The following is an 18345-nucleotide window of genomic DNA, read 5'->3' as shown; positions in this document are numbered from 1 at the left end:
TTTATTTTTATTCAGTTGGCAGTTAAACGCCATCCAAATAATAATTATTTTTTACGACCCCATTTTCTTTTCGGCTTGTCCTCATATACTGTTTCGTAAGAATATGGGTCCTTTCGCACAACTTCTGGAGCCTGCTCGATTATTTTACGCTTCTTCCACTTATCAGCAATGCCCATTGCAACATTACTCCACTGCACAACCTGTGCGATTTTTTCTTCATTTTGCTCAATATTTGTTGAAATAGATGAAGTAATTTGCTGTACCGAAGTATTTAAACCGTTCACAGAGTCTCCAATTCCTTTGACTGCATGAACAACAGAATTTAACTGTTTGGATTTATCTTGAATATCCTCAGCTAAGCTATTTGTTTTCGTTAATAAGGAAGTCGTTTCGCGTGTAATACCTTCCATTTGTCCCTCGATGCCTGCTAAAGTACCTGCTAGGCTGTTAAGAATTGATTTGAGCGAAAATAGCGTCATACCAATGCTCACACATAAAACTAAAAAACCGATTGCGGCAATAATTGCAGCAATATACAAAATAACTTCCATAATCAAGACCTCCCGCTAGTAAGAATTACGAATACTATTACTATTACTTTCCCTATCTTCGACAAAAAAAACTGAATTCCTTCTCATTTTTGAGAAAAAACAGCTTATTCCTTGCGGATTAAGCTGTTACATTGTTCTATCATTTTGGCTAAAAGTAATATTGCTACTTTTAGTCGCATGAACTTTTACATGTCCTGATACATTTCACTGTCCTTTTGACAAATAAAACAGGTATGAATCATTTTAGCAAGGCTTCAAAAGCATCTTGGAATTTGTGGACATCTCCAGCGCCCATAAATAAAAATACTGCGCCTTCATGCTTCATTAACACTTCGATACCTTCAGTAGTTATCACAGCACTTCCCTCAATCAGTGAAGCTAAATCTTGGATTGAAAGGGCACCTTGTGTCTCCCTTGCCGAACCGAATATATCACACAGGTAAGCTGTATCTGCAAGGCTTAGGCTATCAGCAAAGTCTTGTAAAAAAGCTTGTGTACGTGTAAATGTATGCGGCTGGAAAATAGCTACAAGTTCACGTTCAGGAAATTTTTGACGAGCCGATTGAATCGTTGCACGAATTTCCGTTGGATGGTGTGCGTAATCATCTATTAATACATTATTGCCAATATCCGTTTCAGTGAAACGTCTTTTTACACCTTTATAGGTGTTCAAACGTTCTTGAATAATCTCTGGAGATATCCCTTCATATTGACAAAGTGTAATGACAGCTAAGGTATTTAATACAGCATGATCTCCAAATAACGGAATGAAGAAAGTGCTATAAAACTCATTACGAACAAATACATCAAACGTTGTTCCCTTTGTAGTCTTCTCAACATTTCGTGCTTCAAAATCATTTTCAGCACCAAATCCATAATAAACAACAGGTACTTTTGCTTGAATTCGTTGAAGATGTTCATCATCACCACATGCAATGATGGCATTTTTCACTTGTAACGCCAGCGATTGGAAAGCTGAATATACATCTTCTATGTTTGCGAAATAGTCTGGATGATCAAAATCAATATTAGTCATTACGGCGTAATCTGGATTATACGCTAAAAAGTGTCGACGGTATTCACATGCTTCCATCACAAAGAAGTCAGCACTCTCATGCCCAGCACCAGTGCCATCACCGATTAAATACGATGTTGGTTTATAGCCACCTACAACATGGGCCATTAAACCCGTAGTAGAAGTTTTACCATGAGCACCCGTAATTGCAATTGAAGTGTAATTCCCAATATAATCGCCTAAAAACTTGTGATAACGAATAATTTCGACACCAATTTCACGTGCACGTACTAATTCTGGATGTTCATCAGGAAACGCATTTCCTGCAATTACCGTCATACCTTGTTTAATATTATCTGCATTAAATGTAAAAATTGGAATATTACGATCACGTAACGGTTGCTCCGTGAAGAAATACTTGTCAATGTCTGAGCCCTGTACTTGTTCACCAGCATCGAATAAGATTTGTGCAAGTGAACTCATGCCAGAACCTTTAATGCCTGTGAAATGAAAAACTGTCATTAATTAAACCCCCCGGGAAATACTAAATCCCATCTATCATCTATTAGGTGTATCGTATTTTTTATGCTCTAAATATTAGGTATTAATACCTTTTCAAGCACAAAAAATTACGTACTGTTCAAAACATCTTGTCTATTATAGCACTATTTATGCATAAGGATAAATGTGCAACTTTTCTAAAAAAACTAATTTCGACGAAAGTCAGATAATCTGTACGAAAACACTGCAATTATTATTCAAACATAGCAATTAAATCTTGCTCAGTAATATAACTTTCACGTGGTTTACTCCCTCTTGCCTCTGACACAAAACCATGAGATTCTAACATATCAATTAATCGTGCAGCACGGTTATAACCGATATGATACTTACGTTGAATAAGAGACGTAGAGGCCCCACCTTGTTCATAAACAAATCGGCAAACATCCTCAAACAAATCATCCTGCTCTGCGGACACTTCGATTTTCTTTAAGAGCTCCTCTTGATCGAAGATGTAATCAGGTTCACCTTGCTCACGAACATGGTCTATGATCGCTTCTATTTCATCATCCGTCACAAATGTCCCTTGCAAACGTACAGGCGCAGACATTCCATTACCTAAATATAGCATATCGCCTCGTCCAAGTAATCTTTCTGCTCCTTGCCCATCTAATATTGTCCGCGAATCTATTTGTGAAGATACCGCGAAGGCAATACGTGTGGGGATATTTGATTTGATAAGCCCTGTAATAACGTCTACAGACGGTCTTTGTGTCGCAACAATTAAATGAATACCACAAGCACGTGCCTTTTGGGCAATACGACAAATCGCCTCCTCCACATCTGCAGGAGACATCATCATTAAATCTGCTAGCTCGTCAATGACAATTAAAATATACGGTAATTTTAAACTGTGTTCATTATTTTTATCGGCTAGTGCATTATAACGCGTAATATCGCGCGCACCCGCATGTGCAAATAACTGATAACGACGCTCCATCTCCTCAACTGCCCATTTTAATGCCGCCGTTGCAGCCTTAACATCTGTAATAACTGGACTGACTAAATGAGGAATATGGTTGAACGGAGCAAGTTCTACCATTTTTGGGTCTATTAGCATTAGCTTTAACTCATGTGGTGCAGCCTTATATAATAAGCTAACCAAAATGGAATTAATACAAACTGATTTCCCTGAACCCGTAGCCCCGGCAATTAAGCCGTGTGGCATTTTTCGTAAATCAATCGTTACAGGCTTTCCTGTTAAATCAAGCCCCAGTGCTGCTTCCAGTGGCGAATCCGATTCGAGGAAGGAGGCACTATTTGTCACTTCTGATAAACGAACAGCACGAGACACGCGGTTTGGAATTTCTATGCCAATAGAGCTTTTACCAGGGATTGGTGCCTGAATTCGAATGTCCTTTGCTGCCAATGCCAGCTTCAAATCATCTGCTAGGTTACGAATTTTACTAACTTTTGTTCCATGACTGACGGTTATTTCAAATTGCGTGACGGCTGGACCTTGCATAATGGATTCAATTTGAGCGGATACCTGGAAATAAGAAAGAGCTTCGACTAATGTATCTCCTTGTTGCTCCATCCACTCAGTATCTTGCGTTTTTTCCTCAGGTGGTTCTAAAAACTCCTCACCTGGCTTATGATACACTTTGACTGGTTTCGGAGTTGTAACAATTGGCTCCTCCTTTTCAGGCAATGTTGCGGCTATTTGACACTGTTCTTGTGAATCTTCCTCGACTACTTTAGAATTGCCCGTAACACCTGCCACATCAATCTTTTCCTCTACAAGTGCTTGATCAACAATTACCTCCGTATCCATGAATGTAGTTGCTGAAATTTCATCGGATCCTTCCACTACCATCGCAGTATTTTCTACCGTCGACGGGCGAATCATTGTTGCAACTGGTGACATAGTAATTTCCGCTACATTTTCTAATGTTGTATTTGCAGATTCCTTATTTGGAAGGGGTAACTCTGCTTCCTTCACCACAAACGATGTTGTGTGCGCTGACTCTTCTTCCGTTGATTTTACGATTTCATTATTAGGTATAGGATCAGTCGACTCAACGATTTTATTATTTGGAATAAGTTCTGTAGACTCAACGATTTTATTATTTCGAATTGACTCAGTCGACTCCACAATTGGCTCAGTCTTATGAGTTTCGTCACTTATAAATGACGGTGTTACTTTAAGCTGTTGGCGGTTTTGCCACTTCTCTTTATCTGTTTTTAACATTAAAACATTAAAAGGAATACGGCTTTTTTCTTGCTTAATAGTTGCTTTATCAGCTTGCTCATCTAAGCCCTCTTGCTCGATTTCTTCATCCGTGGTTGGCTGTACAACTGTCACTTCACCAATGTGAATTGTAGAATTTTCGATTTGTACTTGTTCCACAATAACTTCTTTAACATGAATATCCGATTCGTTAGCAGAAAGTTGATCGAGAGCGAGTTCTTGCTGTACAGCTTCCTTCACTTGCTCTTCGAAACCAACTGCAAAAGATGACGTTTGCGGTACAGCTGTATTCGTTAAATCATTTGTTTGGGTTATTTCATCTACCTGAACCTCATCAAAGATAACTGGCTGTTGTTCCTCAACCTGAACCTCATCAAAAGTGATTGGCTGCTGCTTCTCATCTTGAACCTCATCAAAGGTTACTGGTTGCTGTTCTTCAAACTGAGCTTCATCAAAGGTTATTGGTTGTTGTGCTGTAGCTTCAATAACGTTAGGCTCCTTAGCCTGATTAATTTCATCCTGTTGTGTCAGACTAGGCACTTTTCCTACTAGTATATTTTCAAGAGCCTCATTTGTTGTCGCTTCTTTTACAGACACAGGTATGGAAGGGATTTCACTATCATTTTCTTCCTTACGTTTATTTAATAATTGTTCAATTGGGCTTGGCTTAGCAAAGCCGTAGACTGGTGAAGGTACATCCGTTGGGACAAAACGTTTACGATTTTGTGGCAAGCTACTATCAACAATCGGTTCTTTCTTAGGCGTAGCTTCCTTTTGAGTCACTGGCTCATATTGCGCATCACGAAAAACCATACGTGCCTTTGAACGGTTTTCTTGCTCTGGCTGACTTCGCGTAATTGTCTTTCTGCCAGTGCGCTTCGTACGATTTTCCAAAAGCTCACGAATGCCCGAAACTTCCACATCGTAAACTCGTGAATCTACGATATGATTATGTAAATGCTTCGGTAACGATAAATCTTCAATTTGTCCATAGTAGTTGTCGTCGTTTTGGATGAACATCTCTTTCGATTCTGTTAACGGTTCAATCTCTTCGTCCTCAATTAATGGAAAGCGAAAAGCCTTTTGCTTAGTTGCTGATGTTTCCGTTGGTTGTTGCTGCACTTGTTGTTCCTGATAATTTTCATAGTCATAATCATCTTCATATTCGTATTCATATTCATCTCTATTTATAATTTTATCTATTTGTTTTTTAAACCAATTCACTTTGTTTCACTCATTTCTCTTACACTTCGTTTATAGCGTTGTCTAGGTTTTCAAAAGAGAGACTTTTAAAAACAAAGTCTACGTCTATATAAAAAAGCATACCATAAAAGTGATATAGAAACTTGCATTTATAGGCCCAAGCTTAACAAAAAAATCGTTACGCCACCAGCAACAATGGTAACATAACGATTTTTGAATATATAATATACTTTTAACGAGTTGGTGCTTCAAAAGCACTACCAATTTCCGCTTCTTCCGGTAATACTAAAATTCCCTTTTCTGACGGCGCATTTGGAATCGCTAATTCACGGGCCGAGCATAACATGCCAAATGAATCAACTCCTCGTAAATTCCCTTCTTTAATAAGCATACCAGAAGGCATAACTGCGCCAATTTTAGCCACTACTACTTTTTGTCCAGCTTCAACATTCGGTGCACCACAAACGATCTGTAAGTTCTTTTCACCTACATTCACAGTACAAATACTTAATTTATCAGCATTTGGATGCTTTTCCTTTGTTTCTACATAGCCAACCACGAATTTTGGAGAGAAATCAACATCAAGACTAATTGTAGCGCCATTCTTCGCAATAGCAGCTTCAAGTTGTGCTACAAATGCTGGTGTCACTTCAACATTTCCTCGTGCCTCTGTTTGTACATAGTTGCTTGCGTTAAACAAGTTAAAAGCTTTAATCTCTCCAGTTTGTGCTTCTTTTAAAATGGCAATATCGCCAACACGCTCAACCACTGTTTTCACAATAGCCTCTGTCGCTAATTGCACTAATAATACGTCTCCTACATGCTCTTTGTTGTAAAATACATTCATTGTTCTTCTTGCTCCTTTTTCACTCTGTTTTTCGCTAGAATGAAGATTGGTTCTAATTCCCCTTCTTCATAAATAAATGATAACGATGTAATCGGTACTGTGCCTACAGTAAAGAAATGCATTGTCATCTGTGCTAATACATCATAACCTGTTTCATTACGAATATCACCTAGTATTAATACATCTTGGTGGGGAACGGATACCGTCATATCCCCCTCTATTTGAGCACGCATGTCTTTTAAAAAGCCTTCATTTAAAATCCTGCTTGCATCATAGCCATCATTGGCATTCACAAAATAAAAGACATTACCAGCTACTTCATCTTTCTTATAGACAGTTGGTAACTGCTTGACAGAAAAACGTGCCATTTCACGAATTTGCTCTACTGTCAATTGGAGTGCCTCTAGCATTGACTCATCGATAAAACGGTATGTTTTCCCTAAATCAAGTGCATAAAAAACCCTCGTTTCTGCCGTATGTTCTGTAGTGATAAATGCATGCCCCTCTTTTGATGCTTGTGGGTAGGATGTTGCACGTATCACAGGGAAAATTTGCGTAGCTGTTTGGAACCCTTGTTCCATCTCCTGCCCCATTGCTATAAAGGTTTGTTCAATTGTATATACGACTTCGTTGAGAGCCACTTCTTGTTTTTCACTATATTTTGCTAAAATACCTGGTAAGGAAAGATCCATTCCTTTCCCTATTTTTTTATGGTTTAAGCGTAATTTATCATGCTTTTTGTCAAATTCAAAATCGAATTTCTGCTCGTTTAATTGTCTTTTTAACAAAGACACAAGTTGCTCTGATGTTATTTGCTTCACCTAGTACACGTCCTTTCTATCAAATACGTCTCCGTATAAATGTGTGTCTGTGATTAAATAATTGCCCTTAGGCTTGTATCATAGTCAGTCATTCACCAAAGCTATTGAAACACCTATGCAGAACAACTTAGTCATTGCGCCTGTTGCTTCGTTTACCAGCATATACAATAGCATTGTAAAATCTAACATCCACAATTTTATCCTTTTAAAATCCATGACATCAATCATAGTTTTAAATTTTATTCAGCCAACTTTTTGGCAACCCCTGAATAAAGTTCAAAATAAAAAACGGCTCACATGTTTGTCAACCGTTGTGTTCAAAACTATGCAATTATTTAATCTTAACCGAATGAACGATTTTCGTCATCTCATGTAGATTATCTTCAATATTTTTAGCTTGTGAAATGGTCGTCATTTTTACGCCCCCACTACTAACAATTAGCTCAAATTCATTCTCTTTCTCTGTTTTAGAGATAGCTGAAAACCCGAAACTTTCGTCTTTTTCAAAAGTATGCTCTTTGATAATTTCTTTTGAGCTGTCTTCTTTTAATAAATTATAATAAAGTTTGCTGTCTGATTCTTCCCGATCATTGATGAAAAGAATATAAGATTCTTTTCCCTTAGATATTAAAATATTATATTTATCTGAGCTGTCCTCGATTTTGAATTTAGTCGGTAAAAATAATTGAATATCTCCTATTTTATCTGTATGGTCTTCTGGCTTCTCGGCAAAAACAGTTTCCGTTATTTTAAGTCCACTTGCAATTTGTTCATCGACAGATTGATTGCAGCCAGAAAGTCCCAAAATCAAAAGCAGTAAAGTCAATGCTTGTAGCCACTTACGAGACATTTCTATCTTCCTTTCATTGCTAACTTTTTTTTATTTTAAAAAAAATTTAGTAAAGTTGCAACTACTCTGCACCAATATCACTAGTTCAAAGACACTATTCAGCTGCTAATGTGAACAAATATTGTCCAATTAACAGCGCGACAATATGCTCAAACATAGACTGACGACTTACCACATTTTGCGTAAAAATACCTACAGCTCCTGCACCTTGGCGAATATCCAGACGCTGTGTATATGCTTCCATAACAGGACCAAGTTCCTTCCCAGCTCTTATTTCCCGGGCAATTTCCTTTGGCAATATAATTTGTGCACCAGAGGCCGTGAAAATTGTGCCATCCGCTAAGACAAGAGCTCCCCAGTTGCAGATGTACATGTCACCTTCCATTTCAGTAACACCGCCTTCCAGTCCAAAAGATAAAGCTGCACCTGTAGCATGCAATGTATTTTTGGCACGATTTATCGCACCTTGTCTTGTTTCTTCTGTTGTTATAGGTTGGTCAGACACCCCAGAGTCAGCTTTGACATATGTAAAAACAACTTTTTCAAAATATTGTTTAACGATAGCTTCAACTGCTTGAGTTTTTGCTTTATTTGTAGTACCAATCGCTATGTTCATGAATATCCCTCTTTCTATATATAGAAAAAGATGCCTTAATAGGCATCTTTCATTTTACTTTATACATTAGCCCGAATTGACTCTAATGTCGAACGGTCCGCTTTTTTCACTAATTCTACAATTAATGCTTTCGCTGCAGCGTAATCATCAACATGAATAATTGATGCAGAAGTATGAATATAACGTGAACAAACGCCAATGACAGCACTAGGAACACCATCATTTGCAGTATGTACACGACCAGCATCTGTAGCGCCTTGTGATACAAAATATTGATACGGAATATGATTTGATTCCGCTGTATCTAAAATGAACTCACGCATGCCACGGTGTGTTACCATTGAACGATCAAGAATTCGTAGCAAAGTTCCTTTACCAAGCTGACCAAATTGATTTTTATCACCAGATACATCATTTGCAGGAGAAGCATCTAATGCAAAGAATAAATCTGGTTTAATCATATTTGCTGATACTTGAGCACCTCGTAGCCCAACCTCTTCCATCACATTAGCACCAGAATATAAATGACTAGCTAATTTTTCATTCTTGACTTCTTTCATTAATTCAACCGCAAGTCCACAGCCATATCGGTTATCCCAAGCTTTTGCCATAATTTTTTTGGGATTGGCCATCGGTGTAAAGGAACATACAGGAATGATTGATTGACCTGGACGTACACCGATTGCTATAGCATCATCCTTACTGTCGGCCCCAACATCGATTAACATATTTTTTATATCCATTGGTTTTGCTCGTTCAGCATCTGTTAGTAAATGAGGTGGAATCGAGGACACGACTCCAGGAATTGGACCATTTTTTGTAAACACATCAACACGCTGGGCAAGCATTACTTGATTCCACCAACCGCCTAACGTTTGGAAGCGGATCATGCCGTTGTCTGTAATTGATGTGACCATAAATGCCACTTCATCCATATGACCTGCTACTAAAATTTTCGGTGCATCTGCTACATCACTATGCCTTACACCAAAAATACCACCTAAATTATCTTGAATGATTTCATCAGAGTATTTTTCTAACTCAGAACGCATGAACGCGCGTACTGCATGTTCATCACCCGGTGCGCCTGGTAACTCAGTTAATGTTTTGAATAATTGTAATGTTTCCTCATTCATGATGACTCTCTCCCCACGAAGTAGAATTTTCTTCCTTGCTATTGTATCATATTTATTTCCGAAGTCGAAATATTGATATATTTCATAATAGTCCCCAACTATGAACGTGCATTCACTCTCTGAGCTATGATAAAATGAAGTTATAGGAAAAGGAGGATAAAACCATGAAATTACGCGATTTTTTAATTGGTGTTGCAACAGGCCTAGCCGCCGCAGTCATTATTAAAGAAGCAAGTGAAAAAGTTTCTCCATATGTGCCTGCTGGACAAGTACTTGAAAACATAAAAAAAGAATTTAAAAAGGATGCACCGATAGACGGTTCGTGGATTTATATGAAGACAGATAGTTTCACGAATGGTTTCATGACAATTCCTGTTTACCGTGGTGGTATTTCACGCATGCATGAGGGTGAAATGCAAACATTCGAATTTGCTGCTGATGCTCGTTCTGGCGTTGTTGTTGACCTAACAGAAGTGTAAAGCACTTCAATCAGTGGGCATTTTTTTCATCCCCACTAATTGCTAGTTAAACCTACTCGAGTCAAATTCTAGATTTTTAATCTTTTGCTGCATTTGTACAAAAAAGGGGATGCCTCAAATATATGAGACAGCCCCTTTTCATTTTACTCAGATAGTCCTTTATTATTAAAATACTTTTTGTATTTTCTGTAGTAGTTTAAGTTATTTAACGTTAGCTTCACCCAACGTTTCGCATTCATATCCTCATTAAAGTAAAGTGAGTTCGTATACTTCCCTTCACGAATCAATTTTTGCGCTTCTAACTTTAGTTTTTCATTCGATGCATATTTAAAAAGTACACCCTTTGGAATAATCATCCACAAATGCTTGTCCTCGACATAGGTTACATCTTGTTCAATATTTAATATATGGTCATCAGCTACGTATTTCATTAAATTATGACCACTTGCTGTAACATAATAACTTGAGCGGCCGTTACGTAAATTAATTTCAAACAACTTATACTGTTTGTCACGTATATCATATTTCATATCAAAATTTGCAAAACCAGTATAACCTATATCCTCTAAGAAGAAACGAACTTGGTCCATTAATTCTTTATCATATGTTGTAACAATTGCTGCATAACTACCAATACCTTCTGGAGAATGCTCTTCCAAAATAGGGTTACCAAGACACATTAACTTAACTTTACCGTCTTTTCCTACGTACGCATTTAAAACACGCATATAAGAATCATCGCCTGGGATGAACTCTTGAATAATCATTGTATCTTGGTAGGTCGAACTATAGATTGCTTTTAAAATTGCTGTTTTTTCTGCTTCATCATGCGCGATGAAAACTTTTTTCTTTCCTGGAAATTTACAAGCCCAATATTCTACTGAGTTCGATGCCTTTAAAATAATTGGATAATCGAACGGTGGTGTAAAGGAATGATAATTTTCAGCCGTTACCGTTGTCGTCCCTGGATACTTAAAGTTGTACTTCTCACACATTTTATAGAAGTTTTCTTTCAGTAAAATTTCATCCATTAAGGATTCGTCAATATAGGGTACTGTAAAATGCTCCTGTAATGCGAGTTTGTTTTTAATGATTAGTTTTGCATAATCATCACCACAAGCCAGTAGCAGTAATTTTTTATCTGCATATTTTTTTGCCACTTCTGCGAGTGCAGGAGCGAATACGTCCTGTTCATTAAGACGATCTATTTCTTGAAAATCTAAAATATGGCTATCCTGTGTAGCCGTTAAATGTGAACGTCCTAGTACGAGTGGTTTAATGCCATATGCTTCGAAAAATGCACGTGCCATGCCATATGCATTCATATCTGACCCTAATAATATTGGTAAAAATGGTTGCTCCATTGCCATCGTTATTTCAACTCTCTTTTATGTTTTAGTATAGCTTTTAGTGTATCATATTTTCCAAAATGTTCACGAAAAAACCCAAAACAATTTTTCGAAAACTTAGGCTTGCCCTCTGTTGGCGGTATCTCTGCGTCGCTACGCAACTTGTAGGTCTTTGAACAGCAAATGGCCTTCTTTGATCATAACGATTAAATGGAATAGAACGATTTTTCCCGATGGTTATATTATCAGAAAAAATTATGCGCACGTATGAGAGATTTCAGCCACGGCAGTGGAATAGTTCGGCTGACCGAAGCTATTATAAGGGGGCTAGTCGCTCGCGAACTCTTACTGGACAATGGGTGTTATCAATAATCAGAAAGTAGACGTTCTCACATAGCTGAATCATACAAAATTAATGACTTCCCTTTTTACCATTGCGAAATGATTTTTCTACAAATCTATAATTTCCTGAGCATAAAAAAACGCGTGAACACAAAGGTTCACACGTTCTCCCTGATTAGAAAGTAATAACAGCTTGTCTGCTACGTTCTAACTTATCTACAATTTCCTTGCCCGTCGCATCCCATTTAATCATGCGGTAATATGCATCATGATAGAAAATAAATCCATAACCGTTTTCTAATGCTTCTTTCATAATACCTTCTTTAGCAAATACACTCGTCATTGGATAATCGTCATATGCTAATACCCATAACGGATTCTGGTGAGCATGTGTTGGCATAATATCCGCCATATGCAATAGCACTTCACCATTTTGTGTTAATTTAATGATAGCATGTCCATTGCTATGACCACCTGTATGAATCATTTCGATGCCTGGTGTTACTTGTAATTTGCCCTCATAGGTTTCCACTAAATGTTGTACGGGCTCCCAGTTTTCTTTCCAATACGTGTTTTTCGAGCGAATATTTGGCTTACGCATTTCATCCCATTCAATCTTTGTCACGTAAATTTTTGCATTTGGGAATGTAGGGACTAAAACATTACCTTCCCATTGTGTTAAACCGCCAGCATGATCGAAATGCAAATGTGTCATTAACACAACATCAATATCTGCAGTCGTTAAACCAAGCTCCTGTAAACTATCAGCTAATGTAGATTCCTCAGTTACACCATAGTTACGTAATTGCTTTTCATTTAACTTGTTAAAGCCAACACCTGTATCAATAATATAGTTTTTACCTTCATATTGAATTAAGATAGGCTCGGTTGGTAATTCGATTTGATTTTTTTCATTTACTGGATATTTACGTGACCAAAGTGGCTTTGGTACAACACCAAACATTGCACCGCCATCAAGGCAAGTGACACCCCCGTTTAGCCATGATAATGACATGTTGTGAAACTGTAATTGATCCATCCATACTCCCCCTAGAAAACTATTTTGTGATGAACTGTGATTCTAGACGATAAATTGGTTGCCCCTTTGCAGAAAACTTCTGCTCATATTCTGTCATAATATTATCCTCAGGCATATTCGCATGTAGGTCGAGTGATACATACTTCAATAACATGCCATATTCAGACATACTAATTAACGAATACTCAAACAAGCCACGGTTGTCCGTTTTGAAATGGACCTCCCCATTATCAACTAAAATCGACTCATATAATTTCAAAAAACCCTCATGCGTTAGACGACGCTTTGCATGGCGAAGTTTTGGCCAAGGATCTGAGAAATTCAAATACACGCGTTCTACATCGTTTTTCTCGAAAAATTTATATAAATCCGCACCATTTACTTTTAATAAACGTAAATTTGCTGGAGATTTAGCCTCTAAGATATTTTCTAATGCACAAACTATCACACTATCATAAAGCTCTATACCAATATAATTGATACTTGGGTTTTGTAAGGCCATCCCTGTCACAAATTGCCCTTTCCCTGTACCAACCTCAATATGTAGCGGATTATCATTGCCAAAAACAGCTTGCCAATTTCCTTTAAAGTCTTCAGGATTTGGAATGATCACCTCTGGATGACTTGTAATCATTTCCTCTGCCCAAGGCTTATTTCTTAATCTCAATGTTCTTCCTCATTTCCTTCTAGGTAATTATTTAATGATTTTTTATAGTATAACGTAAAACCATCAATTTCGCATAAAATTATTGCAAAATGACGTTTCTTCATTTATCCATAATCTTCCATGCATGCTGTTTTACTGTACAATGAATAATCGTCCCCTGCTCAATTTCACCAATATAGTTTCCATCTGCATGACTATCAATCTTGTCAGAGTCCACGATAATCTCAAAGTGATTGTTTTGCAAAAAAGTAATTTCTTTAAAACTAGTATGCTTTTCGAAAAAAACAGTCGCAAAAACAAGCAATAATTTCAAACGTGAAATACCGTAAACAATCGTCACTTCAATTTTTCCATCATCGGGTTTTGACATAGGTGAAATTTTCATGCCGCCACCAAAATAGGGCTGATTACTCATGGCGACAAACCATGCCTCCTTGAAATACCACTCTTGATCGTTTGTTCGTACTGTCACATTAAAACGCTCAAAACTAAATAACCCTCTCACAACAGCTACAGCATAGGAGAGTTTACCAAGCCCAATTTTATTGAGATAATATTTAAGTCGTGACTTATTAATCTGCTTCGTAACATATGCATCGAAGCCAATACCTGCATTATTTACAAATAGCTTATTTTGCATTGTTCCAAGCTGAATCATTCCTACATCCATCGAAATTCCTATTAATTCATTCCGTAAATAACTCTCAATTTGTTTAGCATTTCGAAATATCGGAAAATATCGTGCGAAATCATTCCCTGAGCCCGCGCGTACAACTCCTACGACAATAAGGTCATTATGTACAACACCACTGACAACTTCATGAATCGTGCCATCCCCGCCTACAATGACAATGAGCTTTTTGGTTTGTGTACCATGTGCCCATTGCCTTGCAATTTCAAGTCCGTGCCCTTCATATTTTGTAAAGGCAACTTCATAGTTCATGGTTAAATGCTGTTGAAGACGGCGCCAAACTTTCTTTCCTTTCCCATTCCCAGCAGCCTCATTTACAATAAATAATACAACCATATATTAATCCTCAGTTGATGGCTGCGATGTTTGTTGCCAAATATCACGGTTAAAGGACGTCGTTTGCACATTATTTAAAATCGTTTGTGCAGCGCGTATTTGCATATGCTTCATAGGAGAGGAAACCTTTTTCAACTGTTGCATCCATTCCCCATAATTGCGGTGATCCACAAACTGTATGCTAAAGGATGATCCCGGATAATCGAAATAGCCATTACGTGTTAACACAACTTTTCGAATAGGCATATCTATGTTGTCTTGCTTAAATAACTGTGTTAAAACCGATTCCATGCGGCTTAAATTGATCATAGGATTGAGTATTTTAAAATCCTTTGTGCCAACCTTTTTCACCCAAAATCTTTCGCTACTGCCTACATACACTGCTTGATTATCAGCTTCAAGCACTGTAATACAAATACATTCTGTTGGTGACATTAAAACAACATCAAGTTCAATTGGTGCTTTGCGCACCTGTAAAATAGGATAGTAGAACACTAAATAATTATCCGGTAAATTTTGCAATAAAGTGCGTAATAATGAGTCTCGCATAAATCGAGGATCGACATACGATTTTTCTCGCAAAGTTGAGCTCGCCCACTTCATTTGGAAATGGAAAAATTGATCGATGAACATCCGCTTCAATTCGTGTATAGACTGCGGCGCATACACTATCTTAGGTTCAAATGTTAACGTCGTTTCCTCTTCTGGAATTATATCCTCTTCATTCACAAAATCATTCGTTACCTCTAGCTGCTCAATATCTTCTTTGATATCTTCCTTCTGACGACCAGCAAAAATCTTTTTAATTAACGAAAAGCGCACTTTTTCCTCAAATGGCTCATTTTCTGAATCATTGTCGACATGCTGCCACTCACTAATCTCTTCTCCCGATTCCCATTGACGTTTAACACGTTCCCATTGGTTTTTTTTTAACCGTACAAATTGTGTTGGATATCTAGCTAAATCAATTTGATAACGCGAAACATAATCTTGTATCTTTACTAATTGTGCCATTTTAAGGTCACTCCAATCTTACTGCCCATGTAAATCATCATCTTTTTTTATTTTACATGACGTTTCAGGAGAAAACATCCATATTTTGTTCTATAAAAAAGAACTACCCTAAAACCTTGGTTGACAATCAAGGTTTGAGTAGCCCTTTTTAACGACATATTTTTATTTCGCTTCGATTGAAATTGGTAATTTTGCCTCAAATGCTTTTTGTAGCTTGCGTGTCCATTCACCAGGAACACCAGCACCAATTTTATGACCATCTACATCAATTACTGGAGTCACTTCTGAAGATACAGATGATACAATGATTTCATCCATAGTTAATAAGTCGCCTTTTGTCATCGGCTCTTCAATCACTGGTAAACCAATTTCTGCTGCACATTTTAAAATAACTTGACGTGTAATACCGTTTAAGATGTAGTTATTTGCTGGGTGCGTATAAAGTTTACCATCTTTAATACCATAAACATTCGCAGATGAACATTCAGTTACCGTATCACCACGATGTAAGATTGCTTCGTAGCAACCTTTTTCAGATGCTTCTTGTTTCGCAAGTACAGCGCCAAGTAAATTTAATGATTTGATGTCACAACGTAACCAACGGATATCTTCCACTAATGTTGCTTTTACACCTTTTTCGAAATTTTCGATTGAACGCTCGCCAGCTTTCACATTACCTGTTAGTACAGCTTGTACACTCGCATCCGGGAAGATATGGTTACGAGAATTCGTACCACGAGTAATTTGAAAGTACACATGACCTGTGTCTAAATTATTTTTTTCAATTAAATCGTGCAATAATTTGTGTAAAACGTCTTTAGTATAAGGAATGACAAGACGAATTTTTTCGGCACTGGCATAGAAACGATCAATGTGCTCTTGTGCTGTAAACATATTTCCGTTATATACTTTGATTACTTCATAAATGCCGTCACCAAACTGGTAACCACGGTCTTCTGGTGATACTACAATAGTTCCTTCTTCAACGATTTGATCATTCAATAATGAGTATGCCATGTCCATTCATCCTTTTCATTTTCAGTTATTTTTGCCCTGCAAGTTCAACAATTGCTTCTGCATAGATAGCTGCAGCTTTCACTAAGTTTTCTACAATAACGTATTCATCCGCACGATGCGCTACATCTGGCTCGCCAGGGAATAGCATACCGAATGCCACGCCTTTTTTCATTACTCGCGCATACGTGCCGCCACCAGTAGATAGTAGTGGGGTTTCATAATCATTAGTATGTCGTCGATAGACACCTGCTAACGCTTGAATTAATGGATCATCTTCACTCACAAAATGAGGTTTTGAGTCATCCTGAATATCCAGTGAAAACCCTTGTTCGGCAGCTAAGCGTTGAGCTTCTGTCATTTTTTCATCAAATGGATACGTTACAGAGTAGCGCATACTGATGACCATGTTGCTACCTTTGGTCACATCATAGCTTACTATACCTGGATTTAATGTCATTTTACCGGACATATCGTCCTCAAACTGTAAGGCAAGGGCGTGGCCATAATGGTCATGATGAAATACATTGGTCACAAAGTCAACAAATTGCTTACTTACCTCTGTTGTCAGCTCTTGTTGTAAAAATGCTGCAAGATAAACAGCCGCATTGACGCCTTTTTCAGGTTCCATTGCATGAGCTGCTTTCCCTTTGATAGTTATTATATAGCGAGAACCATCCATTAATAAAGAGCCTTCTAGCTGATTTTTACTTAAAAATGTTTGAAAATTCTGTTCCAATTGTGAAGAAACTAAGTGAATTGTCGCTTCTGCATAATCTGGTACCATATTTGGGCGCTTCCCAGCATTAAATAGTAGTAGTTGCTCTTTTGTTGCATCCCCCATTTTATTTTGAGAGAACCCAAGCTCTGCAATGCCCTTTTCTGCATTAATGAGCGGGAAATCTGCATCCGGTGCAAAACCGATTGTTGGCATTTCCTCTTGTTTAAAATAGTGGTCGACACAGCGGAAGCCTGTCTCTTCATCCGTCCCAATAATCATACGTATACGTTTGTTTAGTTGAACGCCTGCATCTTTTACTAGCTTCATTGCCATCCAAGCTGCGATTGTTGGACCTTTATCGTCAATTGCACCACGAGCAAATAGCTTACCATCCACAACCGTTCCACTAAAAGGTGGGTATGTCCAGTTCGCTTCATCGCCAACTGGCACAACATCTACATGACATAAGATACCGAGTAAATCCTCACCCTGACCCATTTGTATATGTCCAGCATAATTATCAACATTTTTTGTTTCTAGACCTTCAGATTGACCTTTTGCTAATAACCATTCAAGTGCATTTAGCGGACCTTCACCAAAAGGTACTTCGGTCGTTATTGTCGTTTCATCCAGTACACTATTAATTTGCACAAGCTTCTGTAGCTCTTGTACTAACTCATCTTGTCTTTCTTTTGCAGCCTTTAACCAATCCATGACATGCACCTCCTCCAATATAATAAGATTATTCTACTCTTTACACCAAAAATTACAATCAATTGGCTAATGATCCTTTATATATTTATCTTACACTACCACATATAGCATCTATTGCACTAATTCCCACAAAATACAGTATAAACTTTGTGTATGATTTGTAAATTTCAATCGTATTCACTAGAAAA

General features: G+C 37.7%; 16 protein-coding genes. 1 reads left to right on the top strand and 15 read right to left on the bottom strand.

Translation table 11 applies throughout. The annotated features are described in order from the left end of the window. Nucleotides 1-44: 44 nt before the first annotated feature. The 8 genes from C9J35_RS02905 to C9J35_RS02870 all read right to left on the bottom strand — a co-directional run bounded on the left by C9J35_RS02905 (nucleotide 45) and on the right by C9J35_RS02870 (nucleotide 9791). Nucleotides 45-551, bottom strand: a complete 507-nt coding sequence (locus tag C9J35_RS02905) for a DUF948 domain-containing protein (RefSeq protein ID WP_107923365.1) — start codon at nucleotides 549-551, stop codon at nucleotides 45-47. A gap of 238 nt (nucleotides 552-789) precedes the next feature. Further along, nucleotides 790-2088, bottom strand: coding sequence for a UDP-N-acetylmuramate--L-alanine ligase (murC, locus tag C9J35_RS02900; RefSeq protein WP_107923364.1), 1299 nt, complete (start codon nucleotides 2086-2088; stop codon nucleotides 790-792). 232 nt (nucleotides 2089-2320) lie between these two features. After that, nucleotides 2321-5542 (bottom strand): DNA translocase FtsK, encoded by a 3222-nt coding sequence (locus C9J35_RS02895; protein ID WP_107923363.1) that lies wholly within the window; start codon nucleotides 5540-5542, stop codon nucleotides 2321-2323. 211 nt (nucleotides 5543-5753) lie between these two features. Further along, a complete protein-coding gene (gene ytpR / locus C9J35_RS02890) occupies nucleotides 5754-6368 on the bottom strand; it encodes a YtpR family tRNA-binding protein (protein WP_054767245.1) in 615 nt (204 codons plus the stop codon). Then, nucleotides 6365-7189, bottom strand: coding sequence for a DUF1444 domain-containing protein (locus tag C9J35_RS02885; protein WP_107923362.1), 825 nt, complete (start codon nucleotides 7187-7189; stop codon nucleotides 6365-6367). The genes ytpR and C9J35_RS02885 overlap by 4 nt, the downstream gene beginning before the upstream one ends. Before the next feature lie 331 nt (nucleotides 7190-7520). Continuing rightward, the gene (locus C9J35_RS02880; RefSeq protein ID WP_054767244.1) at nucleotides 7521-8039 is read right to left on the bottom strand and encodes a hypothetical protein; all 519 of its coding nucleotides are present in this window, start codon (nucleotides 8037-8039) and stop codon (nucleotides 7521-7523) included. A 94-nt stretch (nucleotides 8040-8133) separates the two neighbouring features. Continuing rightward, nucleotides 8134-8655 (bottom strand): DUF84 family protein, encoded by a 522-nt coding sequence (locus C9J35_RS02875; protein WP_107923361.1) that lies wholly within the window; start codon nucleotides 8653-8655, stop codon nucleotides 8134-8136. A gap of 59 nt (nucleotides 8656-8714) precedes the next feature. Next, nucleotides 8715-9791, bottom strand: coding sequence for a M42 family metallopeptidase (locus C9J35_RS02870; protein ID WP_107923360.1), 1077 nt, complete (start codon nucleotides 9789-9791; stop codon nucleotides 8715-8717). A 164-nt stretch (nucleotides 9792-9955) separates the two neighbouring features. On the opposite strand from C9J35_RS02870, the gene C9J35_RS02865 reads away from it, so the two are divergent. Further along, on the top strand, nucleotides 9956-10270 hold the full coding sequence (locus C9J35_RS02865) for a hypothetical protein (RefSeq protein WP_107923359.1): 315 nt from the start codon (nucleotides 9956-9958) through the stop codon (nucleotides 10268-10270). 143 nt (nucleotides 10271-10413) lie between these two features. On the opposite strand, the gene C9J35_RS02860 is transcribed toward C9J35_RS02865, so the two are convergent. The 7 genes from C9J35_RS02860 to pepV all read right to left on the bottom strand — a co-directional run bounded on the left by C9J35_RS02860 (nucleotide 10414) and on the right by pepV (nucleotide 18157). Further along, the gene (locus tag C9J35_RS02860; protein ID WP_107923358.1) at nucleotides 10414-11640 is read right to left on the bottom strand and encodes a carboxylate--amine ligase; all 1227 of its coding nucleotides are present in this window, start codon (nucleotides 11638-11640) and stop codon (nucleotides 10414-10416) included. Between the two features lie 496 nt (nucleotides 11641-12136). Beyond that, a complete protein-coding gene (locus C9J35_RS02855) occupies nucleotides 12137-13000 on the bottom strand; it encodes a YtnP family quorum-quenching lactonase (protein ID WP_107923357.1) in 864 nt (287 codons plus the stop codon). 19 nt (nucleotides 13001-13019) lie between these two features. Next, a complete protein-coding gene (gene trmB, locus C9J35_RS02850; protein ID WP_107923356.1) occupies nucleotides 13020-13667 on the bottom strand; it encodes a tRNA (guanosine(46)-N7)-methyltransferase TrmB in 648 nt (215 codons plus the stop codon). Between the two features lie 100 nt (nucleotides 13668-13767). Continuing rightward, nucleotides 13768-14694 carry a diacylglycerol/lipid kinase family protein gene (locus C9J35_RS02845; RefSeq protein WP_107923355.1) on the bottom strand — a complete coding sequence of 309 codons (927 nt, stop codon included), beginning with the start codon at nucleotides 14692-14694 and terminating at the stop codon, nucleotides 13768-13770. A gap of 3 nt (nucleotides 14695-14697) precedes the next feature. Beyond that, a complete protein-coding gene (locus C9J35_RS02840; RefSeq protein WP_054767242.1) occupies nucleotides 14698-15708 on the bottom strand; it encodes a nuclease-related domain-containing protein in 1011 nt (336 codons plus the stop codon). Nucleotides 15709-15870: 162 nt separating this feature from the next. Further along, nucleotides 15871-16725, bottom strand: a complete 855-nt coding sequence (dat, locus tag C9J35_RS02835; RefSeq protein WP_107923354.1) for a D-amino-acid transaminase — start codon at nucleotides 16723-16725, stop codon at nucleotides 15871-15873. Nucleotides 16726-16750: 25 nt separating this feature from the next. Then, nucleotides 16751-18157, bottom strand: coding sequence for a dipeptidase PepV (pepV, locus tag C9J35_RS02830; RefSeq protein ID WP_107923353.1), 1407 nt, complete (start codon nucleotides 18155-18157; stop codon nucleotides 16751-16753). Nucleotides 18158-18345: the final 188 nt, after the last annotated feature.

The organism is Lysinibacillus parviboronicapiens, assembly GCF_003049575.1.
Lineage (GTDB): Bacteria > Bacillota > Bacilli > Bacillales_A > Planococcaceae > Lysinibacillus > Lysinibacillus parviboronicapiens.
This window is presented reverse-complemented; position numbering and strand designations above follow the sequence as displayed.

Coding starts and splice junctions, on each gene's coding strand:
- ytpR (WP_054767245.1), bottom strand. CDS start 6,368: ATGAATGTATTTTACAACAAAGAGCATGTAGGAGACGTATTATTAGTG.
- C9J35_RS02840 (WP_054767242.1), bottom strand. CDS start 15,708: ATGGCACAATTAGTAAAGATACAAGATTATGTTTCGCGTTATCAAATT.
- C9J35_RS02855 (WP_107923357.1), bottom strand. CDS start 13,000: ATGGATCAATTACAGTTTCACAACATGTCATTATCATGGCTAAACGGG.
- C9J35_RS02860 (WP_107923358.1), bottom strand. CDS start 11,640: ATGGCAATGGAGCAACCATTTTTACCAATATTATTAGGGTCAGATATG.
- C9J35_RS02880 (WP_054767244.1), bottom strand. CDS start 8,039: ATGTCTCGTAAGTGGCTACAAGCATTGACTTTACTGCTTTTGATTTTG.
- C9J35_RS02875 (WP_107923361.1), bottom strand. CDS start 8,655: ATGAACATAGCGATTGGTACTACAAATAAAGCAAAAACTCAAGCAGTT.
- C9J35_RS02845 (WP_107923355.1), bottom strand. CDS start 14,694: ATGGTTGTATTATTTATTGTAAATGAGGCTGCTGGGAATGGGAAAGGA.
- C9J35_RS02905 (WP_107923365.1), bottom strand. CDS start 551: ATGGAAGTTATTTTGTATATTGCTGCAATTATTGCCGCAATCGGTTTT.
- dat (WP_107923354.1), bottom strand. CDS start 16,725: ATGGCATACTCATTATTGAATGATCAAATCGTTGAAGAAGGAACTATT.
- C9J35_RS02865 (WP_107923359.1), top strand. CDS start 9,956: ATGAAATTACGCGATTTTTTAATTGGTGTTGCAACAGGCCTAGCCGCC.
- murC (WP_107923364.1), bottom strand. CDS start 2,088: ATGACAGTTTTTCATTTCACAGGCATTAAAGGTTCTGGCATGAGTTCA.
- C9J35_RS02870 (WP_107923360.1), bottom strand. CDS start 9,791: ATGAATGAGGAAACATTACAATTATTCAAAACATTAACTGAGTTACCA.
- pepV (WP_107923353.1), bottom strand. CDS start 18,157: ATGGATTGGTTAAAGGCTGCAAAAGAAAGACAAGATGAGTTAGTACAA.